This window comes from uncultured Microbulbifer sp., assembly GCF_947489355.1.
Lineage (GTDB): Bacteria > Pseudomonadota > Gammaproteobacteria > Pseudomonadales > Cellvibrionaceae > Microbulbifer.
Genome location: NZ_CANLDD010000018.1, coordinates 16,406 through 34,911 on the forward strand (window position 1 = coordinate 16,406; position 18,506 = coordinate 34,911).

11 protein-coding genes are annotated in these 18,506 nt (G+C 57.6%); 8 read left to right on the forward strand and 3 right to left on the reverse strand.

The features are described from left to right. The first annotated feature begins 60 nt into the window (after positions 1–60). Positions 61–936 (forward strand): protein phosphatase 2C domain-containing protein, encoded by an 876-nt coding sequence (locus tag Q1A48_RS09665; RefSeq protein WP_299944099.1) that lies wholly within the window; start codon positions 61–63, stop codon positions 934–936. A 15-nt stretch (positions 937–951) separates the two neighbouring features. Then, positions 952–3,363, forward strand: a complete 2,412-nt coding sequence (locus Q1A48_RS09670; RefSeq protein ID WP_299944101.1) for a bifunctional serine/threonine-protein kinase/formylglycine-generating enzyme family protein — start codon at positions 952–954, stop codon at positions 3,361–3,363. A gap of 78 nt (positions 3,364–3,441) precedes the next feature. Here Q1A48_RS09670 and rlmKL read toward each other — a convergent pair whose 3' ends face one another. Then, positions 3,442–5,646, reverse strand: a complete 2,205-nt coding sequence (rlmKL, locus tag Q1A48_RS09675; RefSeq protein ID WP_299944104.1) for a bifunctional 23S rRNA (guanine(2069)-N(7))-methyltransferase RlmK/23S rRNA (guanine(2445)-N(2))-methyltransferase RlmL — start codon at positions 5,644–5,646, stop codon at positions 3,442–3,444. Positions 5,647–6,150: 504 nt separating this feature from the next. On the opposite strand from rlmKL, the gene Q1A48_RS09680 reads away from it, so the two are divergent. Then, positions 6,151–6,402 carry a ribosome modulation factor gene (locus Q1A48_RS09680; RefSeq protein ID WP_299944107.1) on the forward strand — a complete coding sequence of 84 codons (252 nt, stop codon included), beginning with the start codon at positions 6,151–6,153 and terminating at the stop codon, positions 6,400–6,402. 129 nt (positions 6,403–6,531) lie between these two features. On the opposite strand, the gene Q1A48_RS09685 is transcribed toward Q1A48_RS09680, so the two are convergent. Next, a complete protein-coding gene (locus Q1A48_RS09685; RefSeq protein ID WP_299944110.1) occupies positions 6,532–7,578 on the reverse strand; it encodes a quinone-dependent dihydroorotate dehydrogenase in 1,047 nt (348 codons plus the stop codon). Positions 7,579–7,737: 159 nt separating this feature from the next. Then, positions 7,738–12,654 carry an NAD-glutamate dehydrogenase gene (locus Q1A48_RS09690; RefSeq protein WP_299944206.1) on the reverse strand — a complete coding sequence of 1,639 codons (4,917 nt, stop codon included), beginning with the start codon at positions 12,652–12,654 and terminating at the stop codon, positions 7,738–7,740. A 315-nt stretch (positions 12,655–12,969) separates the two neighbouring features. Here Q1A48_RS09690 and Q1A48_RS09695 point away from each other — a divergent pair, with 315 nt between their 5' ends. From Q1A48_RS09695 to Q1A48_RS09715, 5 genes are all read left to right on the forward strand, one after another. Next, positions 12,970–13,941 (forward strand): MoxR family ATPase, encoded by a 972-nt coding sequence (locus tag Q1A48_RS09695; RefSeq protein WP_299944112.1) that lies wholly within the window; start codon positions 12,970–12,972, stop codon positions 13,939–13,941. Then, entirely contained in the window at positions 13,941–14,921 is a 981-nt protein-coding gene (locus tag Q1A48_RS09700) for a DUF58 domain-containing protein (protein ID WP_299944115.1), read from the forward strand. The genes Q1A48_RS09695 and Q1A48_RS09700 overlap by 1 nt, the downstream gene beginning before the upstream one ends. 94 nt (positions 14,922–15,015) lie before the next feature. Beyond that, positions 15,016–15,582, forward strand: coding sequence for a DUF4381 domain-containing protein (locus Q1A48_RS09705; RefSeq protein ID WP_299944117.1), 567 nt, complete (start codon positions 15,016–15,018; stop codon positions 15,580–15,582). Next, positions 15,575–16,615 carry a VWA domain-containing protein gene (locus Q1A48_RS09710; protein ID WP_299944120.1) on the forward strand — a complete coding sequence of 347 codons (1,041 nt, stop codon included), beginning with the start codon at positions 15,575–15,577 and terminating at the stop codon, positions 16,613–16,615. Before Q1A48_RS09705 ends, Q1A48_RS09710 begins: the two co-directional genes overlap by 8 nt. Beyond that, positions 16,612–18,477 (forward strand): VWA domain-containing protein, encoded by a 1,866-nt coding sequence (locus tag Q1A48_RS09715; RefSeq protein ID WP_299944123.1) that lies wholly within the window; start codon positions 16,612–16,614, stop codon positions 18,475–18,477. The genes Q1A48_RS09710 and Q1A48_RS09715 overlap by 4 nt, the downstream gene beginning before the upstream one ends. Positions 18,478–18,506 lie beyond the last annotated feature (29 nt).

Genomic DNA, 18,506 nt, shown 5'->3' on the forward strand with positions numbered 1-18,506 from the left:
GGTAGTTACACGCCAGTGAGTGAAGCCAAAGTGTCGCGGCAAAGCGGAGTTGTTCAGTGCATGCAAGGCGCCACGCGCAGTGCCGGCGCCACCCATCCCGGCTACCGGCGTGAACAGAATGAAGATGCCTACTGGGCCGATGAACAGAAAGGGATTTGGGTGGTTGCCGATGGTCTGGGCGGACACCATGCCGGCGAGCTTGCCAGCAAAACGGTTGTCGAAGAGGTTCAGCAATCTGCAGCGACTGACCGCCACTACGAACAGGCGCTGCGAAAGGCCCATACCCTGCTCCTTGGAGATGAACACTGCACGGCCAACATGGGCTCCACCGCAGTCGTTCTGGCCGAGGAGGGCGACTACTTCCGTATCTATTGGGTGGGAGACAGCCGGGCCTATCGGTGGACACCAGGCGGCAGGGGCGGCGAACTCAGTCAGCTGACCAATGACCACTCCTACGTTCAGATGTTAATGGATTCCGGTGCCATCAATCCTGAAGAGGCGGCCAGCCACCCCAACCGGCATGTTATTACCCGCTGTATCGGCGGCAGTACAAACCCAAACCTGGAAATAGACCGGGTTTCCTACCAATGGGCTGCAGGGCAAAAACTGTTGCTGTGCAGTGATGGCCTCTGCACCGAAGTGCCCAATGAGAAGATTGCGCAAATACTGGCAGAAAATACCGACAATCATCGCGCGGTGGATTTACTGATCGGGGCCGCACTCGATGCCGGCGGCAGAGATAACATTACCGTACAAATTATCGATGCCCCACCCCGGGCACCTGCCCTCTGCTCAACTTCGGACGCACACTCCCGAGCTGTTCACAACAAACCGCCATTCAAGCAGCTCCAGGGGCTGTCGAAGCGGGTGTTTGCAGCACTTCTTGTGGTAGCCGCAGTCACGATGGCAATCATCGGGCTTCCCAAGCTGCTTTAACAGGACCCGCTCACCATGGAAGTCGTCACCAGCGGTAGTTCATCCCTGCAAATTCCGGGCTATCGTATCCTCAAAAAAATCAATCAGGGCGGCATGTCCACGGTGTACCTGGCAATCCAGCGGAGTGTGGGCCGCCAGGTGGCCCTCAAGGTGATGTCGCCGGTTTTGAATGCAGACCCGGTCTTCAGTGAGCGATTCCAGCGCGAGGCCAATATCGTCGGGCAGCTCTCCCACCCCAATATTGTCGGCATCCACGATATTGGTCGCTACCGCAGCCTAAATTATATTGCCATGGATTATATGCCGGGAGGCTCGGTGTCAGAACGGCTTGAAAAAGGCCCTATGGCGCCGCTGGAAGCCCTGAATGTCGTGCGGCAAATCGCCATGGCACTGGATCACGCCCACAGCAAGGGCTATGTACATCGCGATCTCAAACCCGAGAATATCCTGTTGCGGGAGGACGGCTCCGCCGTACTCAGCGATTTCGGGGTCGCGCGGGCGGTCGCGCGCACCACCCGCATGACCAATAGCGGCATGGTAGTGGGAACCCCCCACTACATGAGCCCCGAGCAGGCACGGGGAGCCGCCATTGACGGTCGCGCCGACCTCTACAGTCTCGGGGTGGTCTTCTATGAAATGCTGACCGGTGCCGTGCCCTATCAAGCCGAGGAAGCGGTGGCCATTGCCATCAAGCATCTGACCGGCCCTATCCCGCGGCTGCCGTCGCGCAACGCCATTTACCAGCCACTGATAGACCGCTTTCTGGCGAAGGACCCGGACAAACGGTTTCAGCGCGGACTGGATGTGAGTGATGCCGTGGACCAATGGGTTGCTACCCTGGCGGGTAAGCCCAGCAGCCAAATCAGCCAGCTCAACAATGCCTCCGTTGGGATTTACAGCCTCACCCGCGCCCTGTTGCTCACCTTGTACAGCAGCGTCAGCGAGCGGATTGTGCGGGTCCTGAAACGAGGCAGAAAACACCCCGAGCAGCCACAGCGAACACAAACAGAACGGGACACTCTCGTGCGCCTGCACCAGCTGCTGCGTGAACCCGCAAAACACAAACGCCCCTGGCTGGCCGGCGGACTCATGGCCCTCTCCCTGTTCCTCACCTGGAGTCTGTTCAGCCTGATCAGCGCCAAAGCCCAATGGCGCAGCGGCCTCCCGCTCCTCGACAGCGCCAGCCGCTTTACCGCCGGGGTCCTGTCGGGTCAGGCAGCCGCATTATTGCCCACTCCCGATTCAATACCTGATAAGAATCCCGCCAGTGAAACCCAAACGACCGCTTTAGGGGCAACAGAGGGCGGGGAAAATATAACCACAAAACCCGTTGCGCTTGCAGAAAGTGGCGGGCCTCCGCGAAGCCCCGGCAGCGGCATGGACAAAACGGCCACAACAACCCCATTGAGCCCGGAGACAACGAAAAGTGCCTCCGGGACCATCCAGGCTGCGTTATCCGAGATTCCCAAAGCCCCACCCACCTATGCCCTGAATGTGAAGACATCGCCGCAAGACGCCCGTGTGCGCATTATGAATATTGCACCCCGCTATCAGCCGGGCATCAAACTAAAGTCGGGAAAATACGACCTGGAAATCAGCAAGCCCGGCTTTAACAAGGTGCGCCGCTGGGTCGATATCAAAGATAGTGACCTCACACTATCGCTTGCGCTGGAGCGGGCTTACTTTGCCGGGAAAAAAATCCGCTCGAAACTCCCATCCGGGGGCTGGGGGCCACAGATGATTGTGATCGAAGCGGGCAGGTTTACCATGGGCAATAACCGGCGCTCTTTCAGCAGTCCGGCCCACAAGGTGGCAATCACCCGTGCTTTTGCCATTTCAACCCATGAAATTACCTTTGATGAGTATGATCGTTTTGCTCTGGCCACCGGTCGTGCTCTGCCGGACGACGCCGGCTGGGGGCGCGGAGACAGGCCCGTTATCCATGTCAGCTGGGAGGATGCCCAAGGGTACGTGCAGTGGCTATCCTCAGAAACCCGCCAGCGCTACCGCCTGGCCACTGAAGCGGAATGGGAGTACGCGGCCCGCGCAGGTGTTGCAGAGCCTTTCTGGTGGGGGGGCGATGATGCGCGCGGCAAGGCCAATTGCCGGCGGGGATGCAATAGCGAATTCAACAGCCTCTTCCGTGTCACCACTGCACCCGTGGGTCACTACCCGGCCAACCCCTTCGGACTCTACGATACCGCGGGTAACGTCGCCGAATGGGTGCAGGACTGCTACCAGCCCGGTTATGACAGTAGCCGCACCGATGCAAACCCGCTGCGGATAGCGAACTGTAAATTGCACAGCGTGCGCGGTGGCTCTATGCGGGACACCTCCAGCAAGATCAGTGCGGATTATCGCAAGGGCCTCAGCGATGATAGCCGCTTGCGGGATCTCGGTTTTCGGGTGGTTATGGAACTCGAGTAAAGCGTGTCCCTGCCGGGATATTTTTGATGTTTCAGCCGGCCCGCTGACTTAAGGGTTGAGCCTCGAAGCGCATCGGGTCTATTCCCCTGCGCACAATTCCCAGACATTGTGAATCCTCGGGTTTCTGTGAAAATCCCTGTCCAGCAATTGCAGCGGCTTTACCCGGTAGGCTTTGTCAATCTCCCCATCCATTTTGAAACTGCGCAAATTATTTGAAAACACCAGTCTGCCACCGGGGGCCAGCAACGTCATGCACTGGTGAATCAGCGTTGCGTGATCGCGCTGTATATCCAGTACCCTGCGCATTTTGACAGAATTGGAAAAGGTGGGGGGGTCGAGGAAGATCAAATCGTACTGTCCTTTGCGATTTTGCTGGGCTGAGGCAAGCCACCGAAGGCAGTCCGCTTCCACCAGTTGGTGCCGGTAAGGGTCCATAGTATTCGCGCGAAAATTGCGTGCGGCCCAGGACTGATACGTTCTGGACATGTCCACACTGGTACTCCGCACACAGCCCCCCAGGGCGGCCTGCACTGTCGCACTGGCGGTGTAGCAGAATAAATTGAGAAATGTTTTGCCGGAGGCTAACTCGCGAATGTACTTGCGCACCGGACGGTGGTCGAGAAACAGTCCGGTATCGAGATAACGCCACAAATCCACTTCGAACTCAGCACCGTACTCCTTCACTCGCAAAGCGGTTCCAGCTTCCGCCTGCTTTTGATACTGGCCACCGCCCTTCTGCCCACTCTTGTGACTGTGACGGCGCCGCTCCTTGATACTGATCTTTGCCCGCGGCAAGTCCAGGACAGTTTGCACAGCACGCATCAGGTCGCGCAGGCGATTACGCGCTTTACCCTCATCAATACTGGCCGGTGGGCGGTACTCCTGCAGATGGACATACAGCGTACCACTACTGGTTCTGTACAAATCCACTGCAGCAGAATATTCCGGCAGATCGGCATCGTAGAGGCGATAACAATCGACACCGTTCCTATCGGCCCATTTGCCAGTCGTGCGCAGATTCTTACGCAGGCGGTTGGCCACCATTTCCGCTTCTACGGATAGTTTGCGCTCTTTGTCAGCCGATTGTCCCGGCGCATTCAGTTGATGCACCCGGAACAATAACAATTGGCTGGGAATACTGCCATTGTACAGTTGGTAGTGCTTGTGGGAGCGCAGCCCGGTGGAATAGCCAAGCTCTGGGTTGCCCGTAAAAATACCCACCTGCCAGCCTGGAAATTCCACTTTCAGCTGGCGCCCCAACTCCGCGTAGGTTTCCCGCAGGGCTTCCTGATCTCCCAAACGCTCACCGTAGGGAGGATTGGTCAACACTAGGCCCGGCTTGACTGCCCTGTGGCTCGGGACTTTGAAAGCGGCTACGGAACGACAACGCACTCGAACCCGGCGTTCCAGTCCCGCCCTGGCAATATTGGCTTCGGCCGCAAAAAGCACCCTGGCATCCGCATCATAACCGCGAATTTCGGGTAAATCTTTCTCCAGGCCAGCAGCGCGGCGCTGCAGGGCTTCCTCACGCAAGTGATTCCAGATATCGCTCTGGTGATTGAGCCAGGACTCAAAACCAAATTGCTCGCGAAACAAGCCCGGGGCGATATCCGCCGCCATCAAGGCCGCTTCAATCAAAATGGTGCCCGAGCCACACATGGGGTCCAGCAATGCACCGCCCTCTGCGGCAATCCGTGGCCACTGGGCGCGCAGCAAGAGCGCGGCGGCGAGATTCTCCTTTAATGGTGCAGCGCCAATTTGGGTGCGGTAGCCGCGTTTATGCAGGCTGTCACCACTGAGATCAATCGCGATATCCAGTTTTTCCCGCTGTAATCGCAACGCCACGGTCAAATCGGGATTGTGCTTGACAATGGTCGGTCTCGCACCGGTCTGACGGCGCAGGCGATCGACAATTGCATCTTTTGCCTTCTGTGCACCGAATTGACTGTTGCGAATCTCACGATTGGTGCCGGAGAACTGTAGCCAGAGCTTGCCAGACGGCTGTATATGCTGCTCCCAGGGCTGAGCGGCAACTGCTCGATAAAGATCTTCGGCACCGCCTATACGCACCTGATCCAGGCGCGCCAGGATACGGTTGGCGAGGCGGCTCCAGAGACAACAGCGGTAGGCCAGGGCTAAAGAGCCGCAAAAGTGCACCGCCGCGGGCTGCTCCTGCAATCCATCCGCACCGAGAGTCCGCAGCTCCTGGGCGAGCAGACTTTCAAGCCCTTTGGGGCAGGTGGCAGTGAACTTTAATGCTTCTATCTGTAAATCAGTCAACATATTTACCCAATTTCCCCCTCCAGAAGGGGACATTTCACGTCTCCCGGGGCTTGTTAGACGCCGATTTTCTTACCCCGCCCGGTGCGCATCGATGAGAGAAACGATGCCGCCCTCAGAGACTTAGAACCAGTGAGCACCTACCGGCACCCGTACTCCTGACATGCACAGCCACCCTCGAAACCGGTCACAAGCGGAGGGTCACTCCGCCGCCGTCGCGATGTCCCCTGTGCCGTCTCAACCCACGCTAAACGCACCGATTGGCGCCATGTCTGTGGAGTCATGTGGGATTTTCCCGCCCCACCCGTAGCGTTCAAATGGCCTGTCCAGAGTTTTCCGATTGGGCAAACCCGACAGTATTCTTGCAATAGGAGGCGGAAAGGAAAGCGCGCGGTCACCTGCGGGAAAGATTCACTAAGCTTAAACAAACGGTGCAATATAACTGTAAAGCGTATCCATCATACCGCGCTGCCACCGGTACATCTACGAACAGAGGTGCCTTATACAATGAAACGCCAAAAACGCAATCACACCGACAGGGCATTCTACCGGGGTTATTTAGCTGCACTGAACAACAAGTCCATTGACAGTTGCCCCTTTGTGGAAAGTGATGCCCACCAGGAATGGGTCAACGGCTGGCGTGAAGGGCGGGAAGACTACTGGAATGGCTTTGACAGAACCACTAAGGCGCAAAAATTGGAGATTTATAGCGCTGTTTCCACCGACATCCAGTACCCGGACGGCTGGAGTACCATTTAGCCCTTAACGACAACCCATGACCTCTCCCGGTCCCTGCTCAGGGCCAACAAGCGCAGAGTGCTTTTGATATGGCGCTCTGCAATACATACCAATGCTTTTTCAACGGCGGCTGTCCATGTGCAACCAGACTTATTGGGACTCACCGCCAACTGAGTGACGGCGCTCCAGGGCAAGGGCCTCCGCGGCAGCGCGAATGAGCGCCGGGCCCCGATAGATAAACCCGGTGTAGATCTGCACCGCAGTGGCACCGGCACGAATTTTATCCACCGCGCTGTCCCCATCAAAAATACCGCCCACACCAACAATCGGGATCCGCTTGTCCAGCGCCTGGGACAATTGCGCAATAACCTGGGTCGAGCGCTCCCGTAGCGGCTTACCGCTGAGACCGCCCTCCTCGCTTCCATAGGGTAGCTTGGCGACCGAAGACTTATCGATGGTGGTATTGGTCGCGATGACACCATCGACACTGTACTCGCACAACACCTCGGCAATCTGCGCGATGACCTCCCCCTCCAAATCTGGGGCAATCTTTACCGCCACGGGCACATAGCGGTCACTCTTTTGCGCCAGCTGCAGTTGCTTGTCTTTGATACGTTCCAGCAGACGTTTCAGGCTTTCGCCAAACTGCAGATCTCGCAAACCGCGCGTATTGGGAGAGGACACATTGGCTGTGATGTAATCCGCAAAGGGATAGACTTTTTCCATGCACAGGCAGTAGTCGTCCGCCGCTCTCTCAACCGGGGTATCAAAGTTCTTGCCCACATTGATGCCCAGTACCCCCTTGTAGCGGCGATGCCGCACCCGCTGTACAAGGTAATCGACACCGAGGTTATTAAACCCCATACGGTTGATAAGGGCACCAGCCTCCTCCACACGGAACAGGCGCGGTTGTGGGTTGCCTGGCTGCGGGCGTGGGGTCACGGTCCCCACTTCGATAAAACCAAAGCCCAGTGCACCCAATCCGTTGAATGCCTGCGCATTCTTGTCCAGCCCCGCAGCCAGTCCCACGGGGTTGGGTAATGTCAGCCCCATCAACTCCACGGGGTCATGCGCTATGGGCTTTTTGAACAGCGACATCAGACCGAGACGCTCGGCGGCCCCGATCGCATCCAGTGAGAAATGGTGGGCTCGCTCGGGATCGAGCGCGAACAATGCCTTACGCAGTGTTGAATACATACCTTTCCTTAATATGGGGAGCGAGCGGCCACCCACTTGCCACGAAAAGGGCAAACGAAACACTCGGGTTTCACAAATACATGGTTGGGGCCACCCACAGAGGCCCCTCCAACCCATACCAATCCGGCAATCAAACAATTCCCGGAACTGGCGACTGTGTTATTCCTGCAGGGATTCACAGTTTGCGGTAGCCTGAGCAAGGTACATCAACTCGCGCAGAGCCACCGTAAACATCGCAAAATCACCCACAGAGGCTGCTTTCAGCTCGGCAATCATCGTGTGCCAACGTGCAATGGCAGACGCCATAATAGCGCTCCAGCGCAACATCGCGGTATCGACATCCAATTTCTCCCCACTGGCGAGGCGCAGGATGTTTACCGCAAGGGTCGAGAGCTGGCTGTCCAGATCATCCATGCTGGTTTCGCGGGCCTGCGCTTGCCAGAAACTGTCGACCGGCAGATCGACAATCAGGTTGCCGAACCAGTGCAGGTTCAGCGCGTCGGAAAGCCGAAAGTAAACGATGGCCACTTCTTCCACCGACTTGCCACTGGCCCGCGCCGAGGCAGAAATACCCAGTGCAGAATAGAGATAGGTTGGGGAGGCTGACAGTAGTGCCAGAGGCTCAGGCACCCCCGCTTCCAAAAGCTTCTGGTAACGCTGCTCCCACTCACTGAGTGGATCGCCGCTCAGAATTTTAGGCAGGGCCTTGATGACGCGCTGTACCGGCTCCTGGAACAACGCACAATTGCGCGCCGGCTCCAAATCACTGCGGCGATTGCGCAGAAACCAGCGGGTGGCGCGGCGCACCCGGCCGATCATGGAATTAAGCAGCTCGGTCTGCAGTTCCGCCGGTACCTTGTAGTCGAGTTGGACCACCTGCTCCTGAAACTCTTGCATGCTGTAAACATCGCGGGCACTCACATAGGCCGCTGCAACATCGTCGATATTTCCCCCGGTGGCGGTGCTGATGCGATTATAGAATGTGATCCCCATGCTGTTGACCATTTCATTGGCCACCTGGGTGGCAACAATCTGGCGCAGCAGCGGATGCCCGTATACCTGTTCCTCGTATTGCGCCACCAGCTCTGCCGGAAAGGCGGACTCGGCAGCCCGACGCACTTGGGGATTATTGGCAATTTCTGAGCCTTGTAGCGCTTCTTTGAGCTGCACCTTCACATAGGAAAGCAAAACCGACAATTCGGGACGGGTGAGGCATTGCCCTTTGTGCAACCGCTCGGAAATCTGTTCATTGTCGGGGATAAACTCCAGTGCCCGATTGAGGCGACCGTCATCCTCCAGTGCATTAATGGTGCGCCGGTATTCATCCAGACGCTTGGAAACCTGGTACTCAGCGATGCTTAATGCGCGGGTCTGGTCGTAGTTATTGCGCAGCACAAGATCGCTCACCGAGTTGGTCATTCCATTCAGCAACTGATTGCGCTGCTTGTCGGTGAGGTCCCCGTTTACCACCACCCGATCGAGAAGGATCTTGATGTTCACCTCGTGGTCGGAACAATCCACACCGGCGGCGTTGTCGATAAAGTCGGTATTACAGCGGCCGTCATGCAGGGCGTATTCAATGCGTCCGCGCTGGGTCATGCCCAGATTACCCCCTTCGCCGAAAACCCTGGCGCGCAGCTCGCACCCATTGATGCGCAGATGGTCGTTGGACTTATCTCCCACTTCGCCATCGGATTCTGTGGCCGCCTTGACGTAGGTACCAATGCCGCCATTCCAGATCAAATCCACAGGTGCACGCAGCAGGGCGCTGATCAGCTCGTTGGGCGTGAGCCGGTCTTCTTTGATATCGAATGCGCTCTTCATCTCCGCGGAGATCTTGATTGCCTTGACACGGCGCTCGAAAATCCCTCCACCCTTGGAGATCAGCTTGCGGTTGTAATCCCTCCAACCGGAGCGAGGCAGGCCAAACAGGCGCTTGCGCTCCTCGAAACTGATGGCCGTATCCGGATTAGGATCAATAAAGATGTGTAAATGGTTAAAGGCGGCTGTCAGGCGAATATGTTCGGATAACAGCATGCCGTTACCAAAAACATCGCCGCCCATATCGCCGATACCGATTACCGAGAAATCCTCTTTCTGGACATCCATTCCCATTTCGCGGAAGTGTCGCTGCACAGATACCCAGGCACCACGGGCGGTTATCCCCATCTTCTTGTGGTCATACCCCTGGCTGCCGCCGGAAGCAAAGGCATCGCCCAGCCAGAAATCATAGTCTTTGGCAATGCCATTGGCGATATCGGAGAAAGAGGCGGTCCCCTTGTCCGCCGCCACTACCAGGTAGGGATCGTCCTCATCCCGGCGCACAACCAATGGTGGCGGAATGACCTCGCCATCCTTCAAGTTATCGGTGATATCCAGCAGGCCGCGGATAAAGGTTTTATAACAGGCGATTCCCGCCTCCATCACAGCTTCACCGCTGCCATCCACCGGTGGACGACGCATCACAAAACCGCCTTTTGCACCACTGGGAACGATCACGGCATTTTTCACCGCCTGGGCTTTCACCAGACCCAATACCTCGGTGCGAAAGTCTTCCAGTCGGTCCGACCAGCGCAGACCACCCCGTGCCACTTTACTGCCACGCAGATGCACACCTTCCACTCGCGGCGAGTAGACAAAAATCTCAAACTCGGGGCGTGGCTCGGGGATACCCGGAATGTCGCGTGGGCTGAATTTGATTGAGATGTAATCCCTGGGACGCCCCTCGGCATCGCTCTGAAAGAAGTTGGTACGCAGGGTCGCCAGCAACAATTCCAGGTAGCGACGCAGCACCAGGTCCTCATTGAGATTTTCGACGCCATCCAAACCATCGTGGATTTTGATAATCAGCCGCTCGACCCGGGTCTGTTCCTGCTTGCCGGAACTCAGGCGCGGATCAAACAGCGCGCGGAAAAGCGCCACCAGGTTGCGGGTGATCTCCACGTGGCTGGCCAGCGTTGCTGCGATATAGCCCTGGCTGGCACTGAATGTTGTTTGCTTCAGATAACGGGCGTAGGCGCGCAACATGGAAACTTCACGCCAGTTCAGGCGGGCGGCCAATACCAGGCGGTTAAAGGCATCGCTTTCGGCAGTGTGATTCCAGATAGCCGCGAAGGCATCCTGGAACAGGCTGCGGGAAGCCTGGGCATCGATTTTAGTGGGTAAACCAAACTCCAGGTGGAACTCGTGCATCCACACATCGGTGCCGCCACAGGGGCGAATCGTATAGGGGAACTCGCCAATGACCCGCAGACCCAGGTTCTCCAGCACTGGGATAATGTCCGAGAGGGTCAGGCCGCTGCCCCAGTTAAAGACTTTGAAACGGAGGCTGCCCTGGGCTGCACCGGCAGGCTGGTAGAAGCTCATGGCGACCCGGTTGTTTTCATTCAACTCCTGAATGGCGGTGACATCCTGTACCGCGATACGCGGTTCAAAATCTTCTCGATAGCCCGCCGGGAAGGCGCGCCCGTAGATGCGAAAGAGATGGTTGCCCTCTTCTTCCCCACTGCTTTCAATTAACGATCTCTGAAATACATCTTCCCAGGAGCGGGTTATATCCACAATCTGCGCCTCCAGCAGCGCCACATCCATATCTACGGGTTCATCGGGTGAAACGCGGAAAACAAAATGTACCCGCGCGAGAATGGATTCGGAGAAGAAAGTGGTGAAATCCGAATCCCTGGCCTTAATGGCCCGAGCTATATGCGAGCAAATCAGTTCGCGCACGCTGCTACTGAATTGTTCCCGCGGCACAAACACCGTCGCCGTGACAAACTTGCCAAAAGGATCCCGGCGCATAAAGAGACGGATCTGGGCGCGCTCATTCAGGCTCAGCACCCCCATCACCACATCGAACAATTCCTGTGTACTGCCCTGGAACAGCTCGTCGCGGGGCAGGGTGTCCAGTATACGGCGCAGCGCCTTGCCGTCGTGGCCGTGGCCGGTCAGGCCGCTGTACTCGATGATGGACGCCATCTTGCGCCGGATAATCGGGATCTTGGCCGGGCTCTCTGTATACACCGGGGAGGTATAAAGCCCCATAAACGCCGACTCGCCAATGACCTCGCCTTCCGCGCTATAGCGCTTGATCATAACGTAATCTGAATAGGCACTGCGGTGCACACGGGATTTCACCGAGGATTTGGCGAACGTCAGGTAATTGGGGCCCTGATAAAAGCGTTGTTTTCCCTCACTGAAAGCAGTCTCCGGCATGGGGGCGGCGGCCTCCTGCAACTTCTTGAAAATCCCCAGGCGCCGGTCTTCCATTTCGCTGAGAATCTTCTTGTCGCCAGCCTGGCTGAACTCGTATTCCCGATAGCCCAGGAAAGTAAAGTTGCCATCGCGCATCCATTGCAGGAAAGCGCATGCCTCCAGCAGATTGGTGTCATCTTCCGAGAGTCCGGCCTGAAGCTGGCCCTCCATCTCGCTGCAGGCCTCGAGCAAGGGCGCATGGTCATCTACCACCAATTCCACCTCGCCCAGAATCTCTTTCAAGGTGGCGGTCAGTCCAGAGGCGAACTCTGCCGAGGTGTCGCGGTCCACCTCGATATAAATCAGGGCCTCGACCAGCTTTCCCGCCCCCTTGCCAGGCTTGTTCCTGCCTGTCGAGATATGCTCAAAGGACAAATCCGGCGACACTCCGGGAGTGGGAAGCAGCTGCTTCAACTTACCACTGGCATTGCGTTCAAGATGCAGTACCGTACTTTTGATGGAGTGGATGACGGTATTTCTCCGATTGACCTCCATCCGCACAGAATCCACCAGAAATGGCATATCCTGCTGCAACAGTCCGATCACCGTATGGGTACATTCCCAACCATCGTCCTCCAGACGCGGATTGAAGATCCACACCTTGGGAAGATCGCCGGAGCGCTGCTGAATAAAGTTCCACCAGGAGTAGATGCAACCGAAGACATCCACAAGTCGTCGGCCCGCCAGGTCTTCCAGCGGATACTGGTGCAGAAACTGCTGCGCAAAAGCCACAACTGGCTCGGCTTCACTCGCCAGCTTATCGCGAATCAGCTCACAAATCTGTGCCACTAACTCATCACGGCTATCGGTAATCACCGTCGCCATATTCACGGGGAACCTCCCAATCGCATTTTTGTCTCATCCGATCCAATAACTGTAGATCCGAAAAGACGGTCCTCTCATCCCCGGATTACAACCGGGGTGAGTCCTACAGGTTCACGTTCAGATACCCTTTGAGGAGTGACAGAACCACCTCAAAAGTTTGTCGCCTTACCGATGACCCGTTGTTACCTACTTGCCTCTTTATCTGGTGCCGTTAAAATCAACGGAGCCAACCTCAATGGTGGCGACTATATATAAAAGATCGCAGATAGCCAGCCAATTCGACCCGGCGGGCACATTCGCAAAAGAAGAGAGGCTATGGAAGCAAACCGGAATACCAGAGATCGCATCGTCGCCCTGGGCGACTGGTTGGAAGAGCAGATTATCGGGCAGAAAACCCTGGTCAATCGCATATTGATCGCCCTGCTTGCAGACGGCCACCTGTTGGTGGAAGGCGCTCCGGGCCTGGCCAAGACCAAGGCGATTAAAACACTGGGCGAAGCTGTTGAGGGAGACTTCCATCGCGTTCAGTTCACACCGGACCTGTTGCCGGCAGATATTACCGGTACCGATATTTACCGGCCGGAAAGCGGAGAGTTCCATTTCCAACCCGGGCCGGTCTTTCACAACCTGATCCTGGCCGATGAGATCAATCGCGCTCCCGCCAAAGTGCAATCCGCATTATTGGAGGCCATGGCAGAGCGGCAAATCAGTGTAGGGCGGAAAACCTATCCGCTGCCACAGTTATTTTTGGTGATGGCCACTCAAAACCCCATTGAGCAAGAGGGGACCTATCCTCTACCAGAGGCCCAGTTAGACCGGTTCTTGATGCAGGTGAATCTTGCCTACCCGGATGCGGAGGCGGAAGCAAAAATTCTTCGTCTGGCCAGATCCGAGGCTAGCCTTGGCGAAAATCGCCCTGACAACGTGATCAATCAGGAGACCATCTTCCAGGCCCGCAAGCAGATTCTGGACATGCAGATGATTGAGGCAGTGGAAACCTATACTGTCCAGCTTGTTATTGCCACGCGCGAGCCAATGAAATATGACCGCGAGCTGGCGTCCTGGCTAGATTTTGGCGCCAGTCCCAGGGCAACCATTGCCCTCGACCGCTGTGCCCGCGCTCGGGCCTGGCTTGCCGGTCGCGATTATGTTACGCCAGACGACGTAATGGAGGTGGCGCCCGATATTTTACGCCACCGCCTGCTGCTCAGTTTTGAAGCCGAAGCCGCCGGTATTAACACCAGTCAGGTCATAGAGCGGCTACTGCAGCAGGTTCCGGCCATCTGATGCAAGCTGCAGCCCCCCCGTTAGAAACGGATTTGCGCGGTGCCTATCCACAAGTGGGCCCGCTGGTGCAATTGCGCTATGTAGCGCGCCAGCTGCAATTGTTTCAACCGCGCCTGGCGCGCAGCGACCAGGCCGGCAACCTGCTCACCCGCTACCGTGGCCGCGGCATGAACTTTGAGGAGGTCAGGGACTATCAGGCCGGCGACGATGTCCGCTCTATTGACTGGCGCGTAACTGCACGCACCGGCAAGACCCATACCAAGCTTTACCAGGAGGAGCGGGAAAGGCCGGTGGTCATCCTGCTGGATCTGCGCTCACCGATGTTCTTTGGCAGCCACCGCGCGTTTAAATCTGTCGCCGCCAGTGGCATTGCCGCAGCTCTCGGCTGGGCCGGACTGCTGCACAGTGATCGCATCGGCGCCCTGCTTTTTTCCGACCGGGAGATTGATACCGTTCGTCCGCGGCGCAGTCACCACGCCGTACTGGCAATGATTCACAGTATGGTGGCCAGAGCGGGCGAACTTCACAGCCCGATAGCGGAAAATGGCGGCCATTCCCTGAAAACCCTGTTGGAAGAAGCCCGCCGCATCGCCCGCCCTGGCAGTGCCCTTTTTCTGATCAGCGACTGTCACGATCTCAATGAACCCTGCTCGCAACCCCTTTACCTGTTATCCCGGCAAGCGGACCTGCAGGTAATTCGGGTAACCGATCCCCTGGAACGAAAACTTCCGGCGCAGTCGATGACGATCACCGACGGCCTCCAGCGCACTTTTCTCAATGCCGTCAACCGCCCTCAACGGGACGCCTTCGCGAAGGAACAGGCTCGCCTTCATACCGAAGTGGAGCAGCTCTGCCGCCGACACCGGCTGCCGTTACTGGACTTTGACAACACCAAACCCCTGGTACCGGAGCTGATGTCCTTCTATGGGTCACACCAGAAAAACAACTGGTACAAGAACAGTAACAGGCGGCAGTCGTGATGGATAAGAGGGACGCTCTGCTATCTGCCAGCGGTTGTCGCCAGACGCTCAGGAGCATCGCTTTCGGCAAGCTTGTGCCAGCCTGGGAGCCGTTATGCTGAGAGAAACCAATCAGCGACAAAACCCGGCACCTTCGCCGGAGTCCCAGGAACTCCTGGCACAATTACACGATATACAAGAGCCTGCTTCCGTCGGTTGGTGGCCGCCTGCGCCGGGATGGTGGCTGCTCGCAACACTCATCTTCGCTTGTCTGCTGGGCACTGCAGTGGGGGTTGGGCGACAGCGCAAACAAGCCCGCCGCAACCGCTATCGGGTGCAAGCTGTGGCCCTACTGAAAGCGGTCGATACCAGCCAGCCCACCGCCAGTGCGGAGATGAACGAAATCCTAAAGCGGGTCGCCGTGACCAGCTTTGGTCGCCCGCAGTGCGCCAATCTCACCGGCCTTCAGTGGCTGGCCTTCCTGGAAAATACCGCCCCATTGCAATGCCCCTCCGATGCGAGGCAGGTCCTGCTGGAACAATTGTATCGCGGTACTGGCGACCCGGACAGAAACAACGCATTGCGACAATACGCCATTGGCTGGGTGGAACAACACGGCCGATCTGCGCAATCTGCACAAGTGCCCTCTACCGAGCTTAACAGGGAAGCCAGCCGTGTTTGAGTTTGACTGGCTCTGGGTTTTTTTACTCACACCACTGCCACTTTTGCTGCGCTGGTTGCTGCCCCGTGCCAAACCGCTGAACAGTGCACTTAAAGTGCCTTTTTATGCGGCCCTGTCCCACCGCGATAGCGGCGGGCAAAGTAACCTTTTCAACCTGGCGCTGCTCACCCTACTCTGGCTGTTGCTGATCTGCGCCGCGGCCCGCCCACGCTGGTACGGCGAGCCCATCACCCAGGCCGGCAGCGCCCGTGACCTGCTGGTGGCCGTAGACATCTCCGGTAGTATGGAAACTCCGGATATGCTCATCGGCGGTCGTCCGGCCATGCGTATCGACGCCGTCAAACAGGTTGTCGGGGATTTTGTCGAGCGTCGCAAGGGCGATCGGCTGGGGCTGGTACTGTTCGGCACCCGCGCTTACCTTCAGGCCCCGCTCACTTATGACCGGGAAACCGTCGGCACATTATTGCGCGAGGCACAGATTGGTTTCGCCGGTCAGGGCACCGCTATCGGCGATGCCATTGGCTTGTCCGTAAAGCGGCTCACCCAGCGCCCCGCCGAACAGCGGGTTCTTATTCTGCTGACTGACGGTGCCAATACCGCCGGGGAAGTCTCTCCACTCAAAGCGGCACAGCTGGCACAACAGGCCGGAATTACTGTCTATACCATCGGTGTGGGCGCCGATGAGATGGTGCAGCCAGGTCTTTTGGGCAGTCGTTATGGCAGTCGCAGGATCAACCCCTCCAGGGATCTGGACAGCAAGACACTGCAAGCCATCGCCGAAGAAACTGGCGGGCGCTACTTTCGCGCCCGCAACCCGCGGGAACTGGCGGAGATTTACGCCGAACTGGATGCCCTTGAGCCAGTAGAGCAGGAAGCGGAAAGTTATCGACCACTGAAATCCCTCTTTTTTTGGCCGCTGGGCGCCGCCCTGTTACTGTCGGGTATCTGGGCCCTGGCGCCACTTGTTACCCATTTAAGCCATGCCGGAGGCCGTCATAGCCGCACAGCTGTCCGCGGAGGCCGGGCACAATGAATATGCCAGACTTATTACAGTCCTTTCACTTTCTGCGCCCCTACTGGCTGTGGCTGCTGATACCGGCCGCACTGGTTTGCTGGGGGCTCTGGAAGACCGTTCTCAACAGCGCACAACTGCAAAAAGTAATTGATGCAGACCTGTTACCGCACCTGTTGTTGCGCGGAGGGGCCAAACGCCCCTGGCTGTTTGCGCTGGTTTTTGCCCTGCTGGCCGCGATGATTCTCGCCCTGGCCGGACCCACCTGGCGAAAGCTGCCGACACCGGTATACAGCAATCAGGACGCTCTGGTGATATTGCTGGACCTGTCCCCCTCCATGATGGCGACAGACCTCTCCCCCAATCGCCTCACGCGCGCAAGACTGAAAATCCTGGATATTCTGCGGCAGCGCAAAGACGGATTGACGGCTCTGGTTGCCTACGCCGGCGAGGCCCACATAGTCACGCCGCTCACCGAGGATACTGCCACCATTGCCAACCTGGTTCCCGCACTCTCGCCCTCTGTGATGCCGGTACCCGGGAGCAATATTGAAATGGGTGTGGAAACCGGCATCCGCCTTCTGAAAGACGGGGCTGCCGGCCGCGGTCAGCTCCTCGCGGTAACCGACGGTATTGACCCGATGGCACTGGATAGCGTAGCCAGGTCGCTTGCCGATGCCAATGTGGCGCTCAGCATCCTCGCTGTGGGCAGTGGCGAAGGCAGCCCTATCCCCCGGGGCGCCAGCGGTGGCTTTGTCACAGACAGTAAAGGGACAATTGTGATTTCCAATTTCAATCCCCGCGCACTCCGCCATCTCGCCAACAACAGTGGCGGCCGCTATGCAAGGATTGCCGTAAACGACCGCGATATCGACCACTTGTTGCCACAATCCGGGCGCCCGCAGCAGGCGCAGTTAACGGAGAGAGAGTTCGATCAATGGCGCGATGAGGGCCCTCTGCTGCTCCTGCTGGTCCTGCCCCTTGCCGCCTTCCTATTCCGCCGCGGCGCACTGGCCTGCATCCTGCCCCTGGTCCTGCTTTTGGGCCTGCCCAGCGAGAGCCGGGCTTTCGAATGGAAAGATCTCTGGCAACGCAAGGACCAACAGGGCCGGCAATTGCTTGCAGAGGGTGAGCCCGAGGCGGCGGCGGGGACATTCAGGAACCCCCAGTGGCGGGGCACGGCCAATTATCGCGCCGGTGACTATGCCGCAGCCCAGAAGGATTTCGCCCTCAGTGATGATCCTCAAGGCCTCTACAACCTGGGCAATAGCCTGGTACAGCAGGGGAATTACAACAAGGCCATTGAAGCCTACGACCGCGCCCTGGAACAAGCCCCCCAATTCGCCGACGCTGAACACAATCGGCGTATCGCCAAACAACTGCAGGAGCTGCAAAAACCTCCGCAGCAACAGGAATCCAAAGAACAGCAGGAACAACAACAAAACCAGCAGCAGCCCGGTAATCAACCGCAGAGCCAGCAAGGGCAACAGGACCAACAACAGCAACAGGGCGACAATCAGCCATCCGCTGACCGCGAAGCCCGCGCCCCCGAGCAGGAGCCCGGCCAAGAACAGGAACAGGAACAATCTTCTGCACAAAAAACCTCCAATCCGGCGCAGCAGGAAAAAGAACAGCAACCTTCAAAAGCCCAACAGCGCGGGGAAGAACAGGAACAGGGTCAGGAACCCTCTGGGTCGGGTAGCGGGGAAACTGCTCTGGACCCGGAAACCCAGCAGGCGCTGGACCAGTGGCTACGACAGATCCCCGACGACCCCGCTGGACTGATGCGTGAAAAATTCAAATATGAAAGTCTGCAAAGACGCCGCGCTTATCGCAGCGGCGAATGGGAACCCCCGGAAAATGGCGCCACTCAAAGATGGTAGGGAAAAAGGTGATAGGGTTTTATGACGGC

Bases quoted from the DNA above. Each gene is read 5' to 3' on its own strand.
- Q1A48_RS09665 (WP_299944099.1), top strand. From the start codon at position 61: ATGCAAGGCGCCACGCGCAGTGCCGGCGCCACCCATCCCGGCTACCGG.
- Q1A48_RS09670 (WP_299944101.1), top strand. From the start codon at position 952: ATGGAAGTCGTCACCAGCGGTAGTTCATCCCTGCAAATTCCGGGCTAT.
- rlmKL (WP_299944104.1), bottom strand. From the start codon at position 5,646: ATGTTGACTGATTTACAGATAGAAGCATTAAAGTTCACTGCCACCTGC.
- Q1A48_RS09680 (WP_299944107.1), top strand. From the start codon at position 6,151: ATGAAACGCCAAAAACGCAATCACACCGACAGGGCATTCTACCGGGGT.
- Q1A48_RS09685 (WP_299944110.1), bottom strand. From the start codon at position 7,578: ATGTATTCAACACTGCGTAAGGCATTGTTCGCGCTCGATCCCGAGCGA.
- Q1A48_RS09690 (WP_299944206.1), bottom strand. From the start codon at position 12,654: ATGGCGACGGTGATTACCGATAGCCGTGATGAGTTAGTGGCACAGATT.
- Q1A48_RS09695 (WP_299944112.1), top strand. From the start codon at position 12,970: ATGGAAGCAAACCGGAATACCAGAGATCGCATCGTCGCCCTGGGCGAC.
- Q1A48_RS09700 (WP_299944115.1), top strand. From the start codon at position 13,941: ATGCAAGCTGCAGCCCCCCCGTTAGAAACGGATTTGCGCGGTGCCTAT.
- Q1A48_RS09705 (WP_299944117.1), top strand. From the start codon at position 15,016: ATGCTGAGAGAAACCAATCAGCGACAAAACCCGGCACCTTCGCCGGAG.
- Q1A48_RS09715 (WP_299944123.1), top strand. From the start codon at position 16,612: ATGAATATGCCAGACTTATTACAGTCCTTTCACTTTCTGCGCCCCTAC.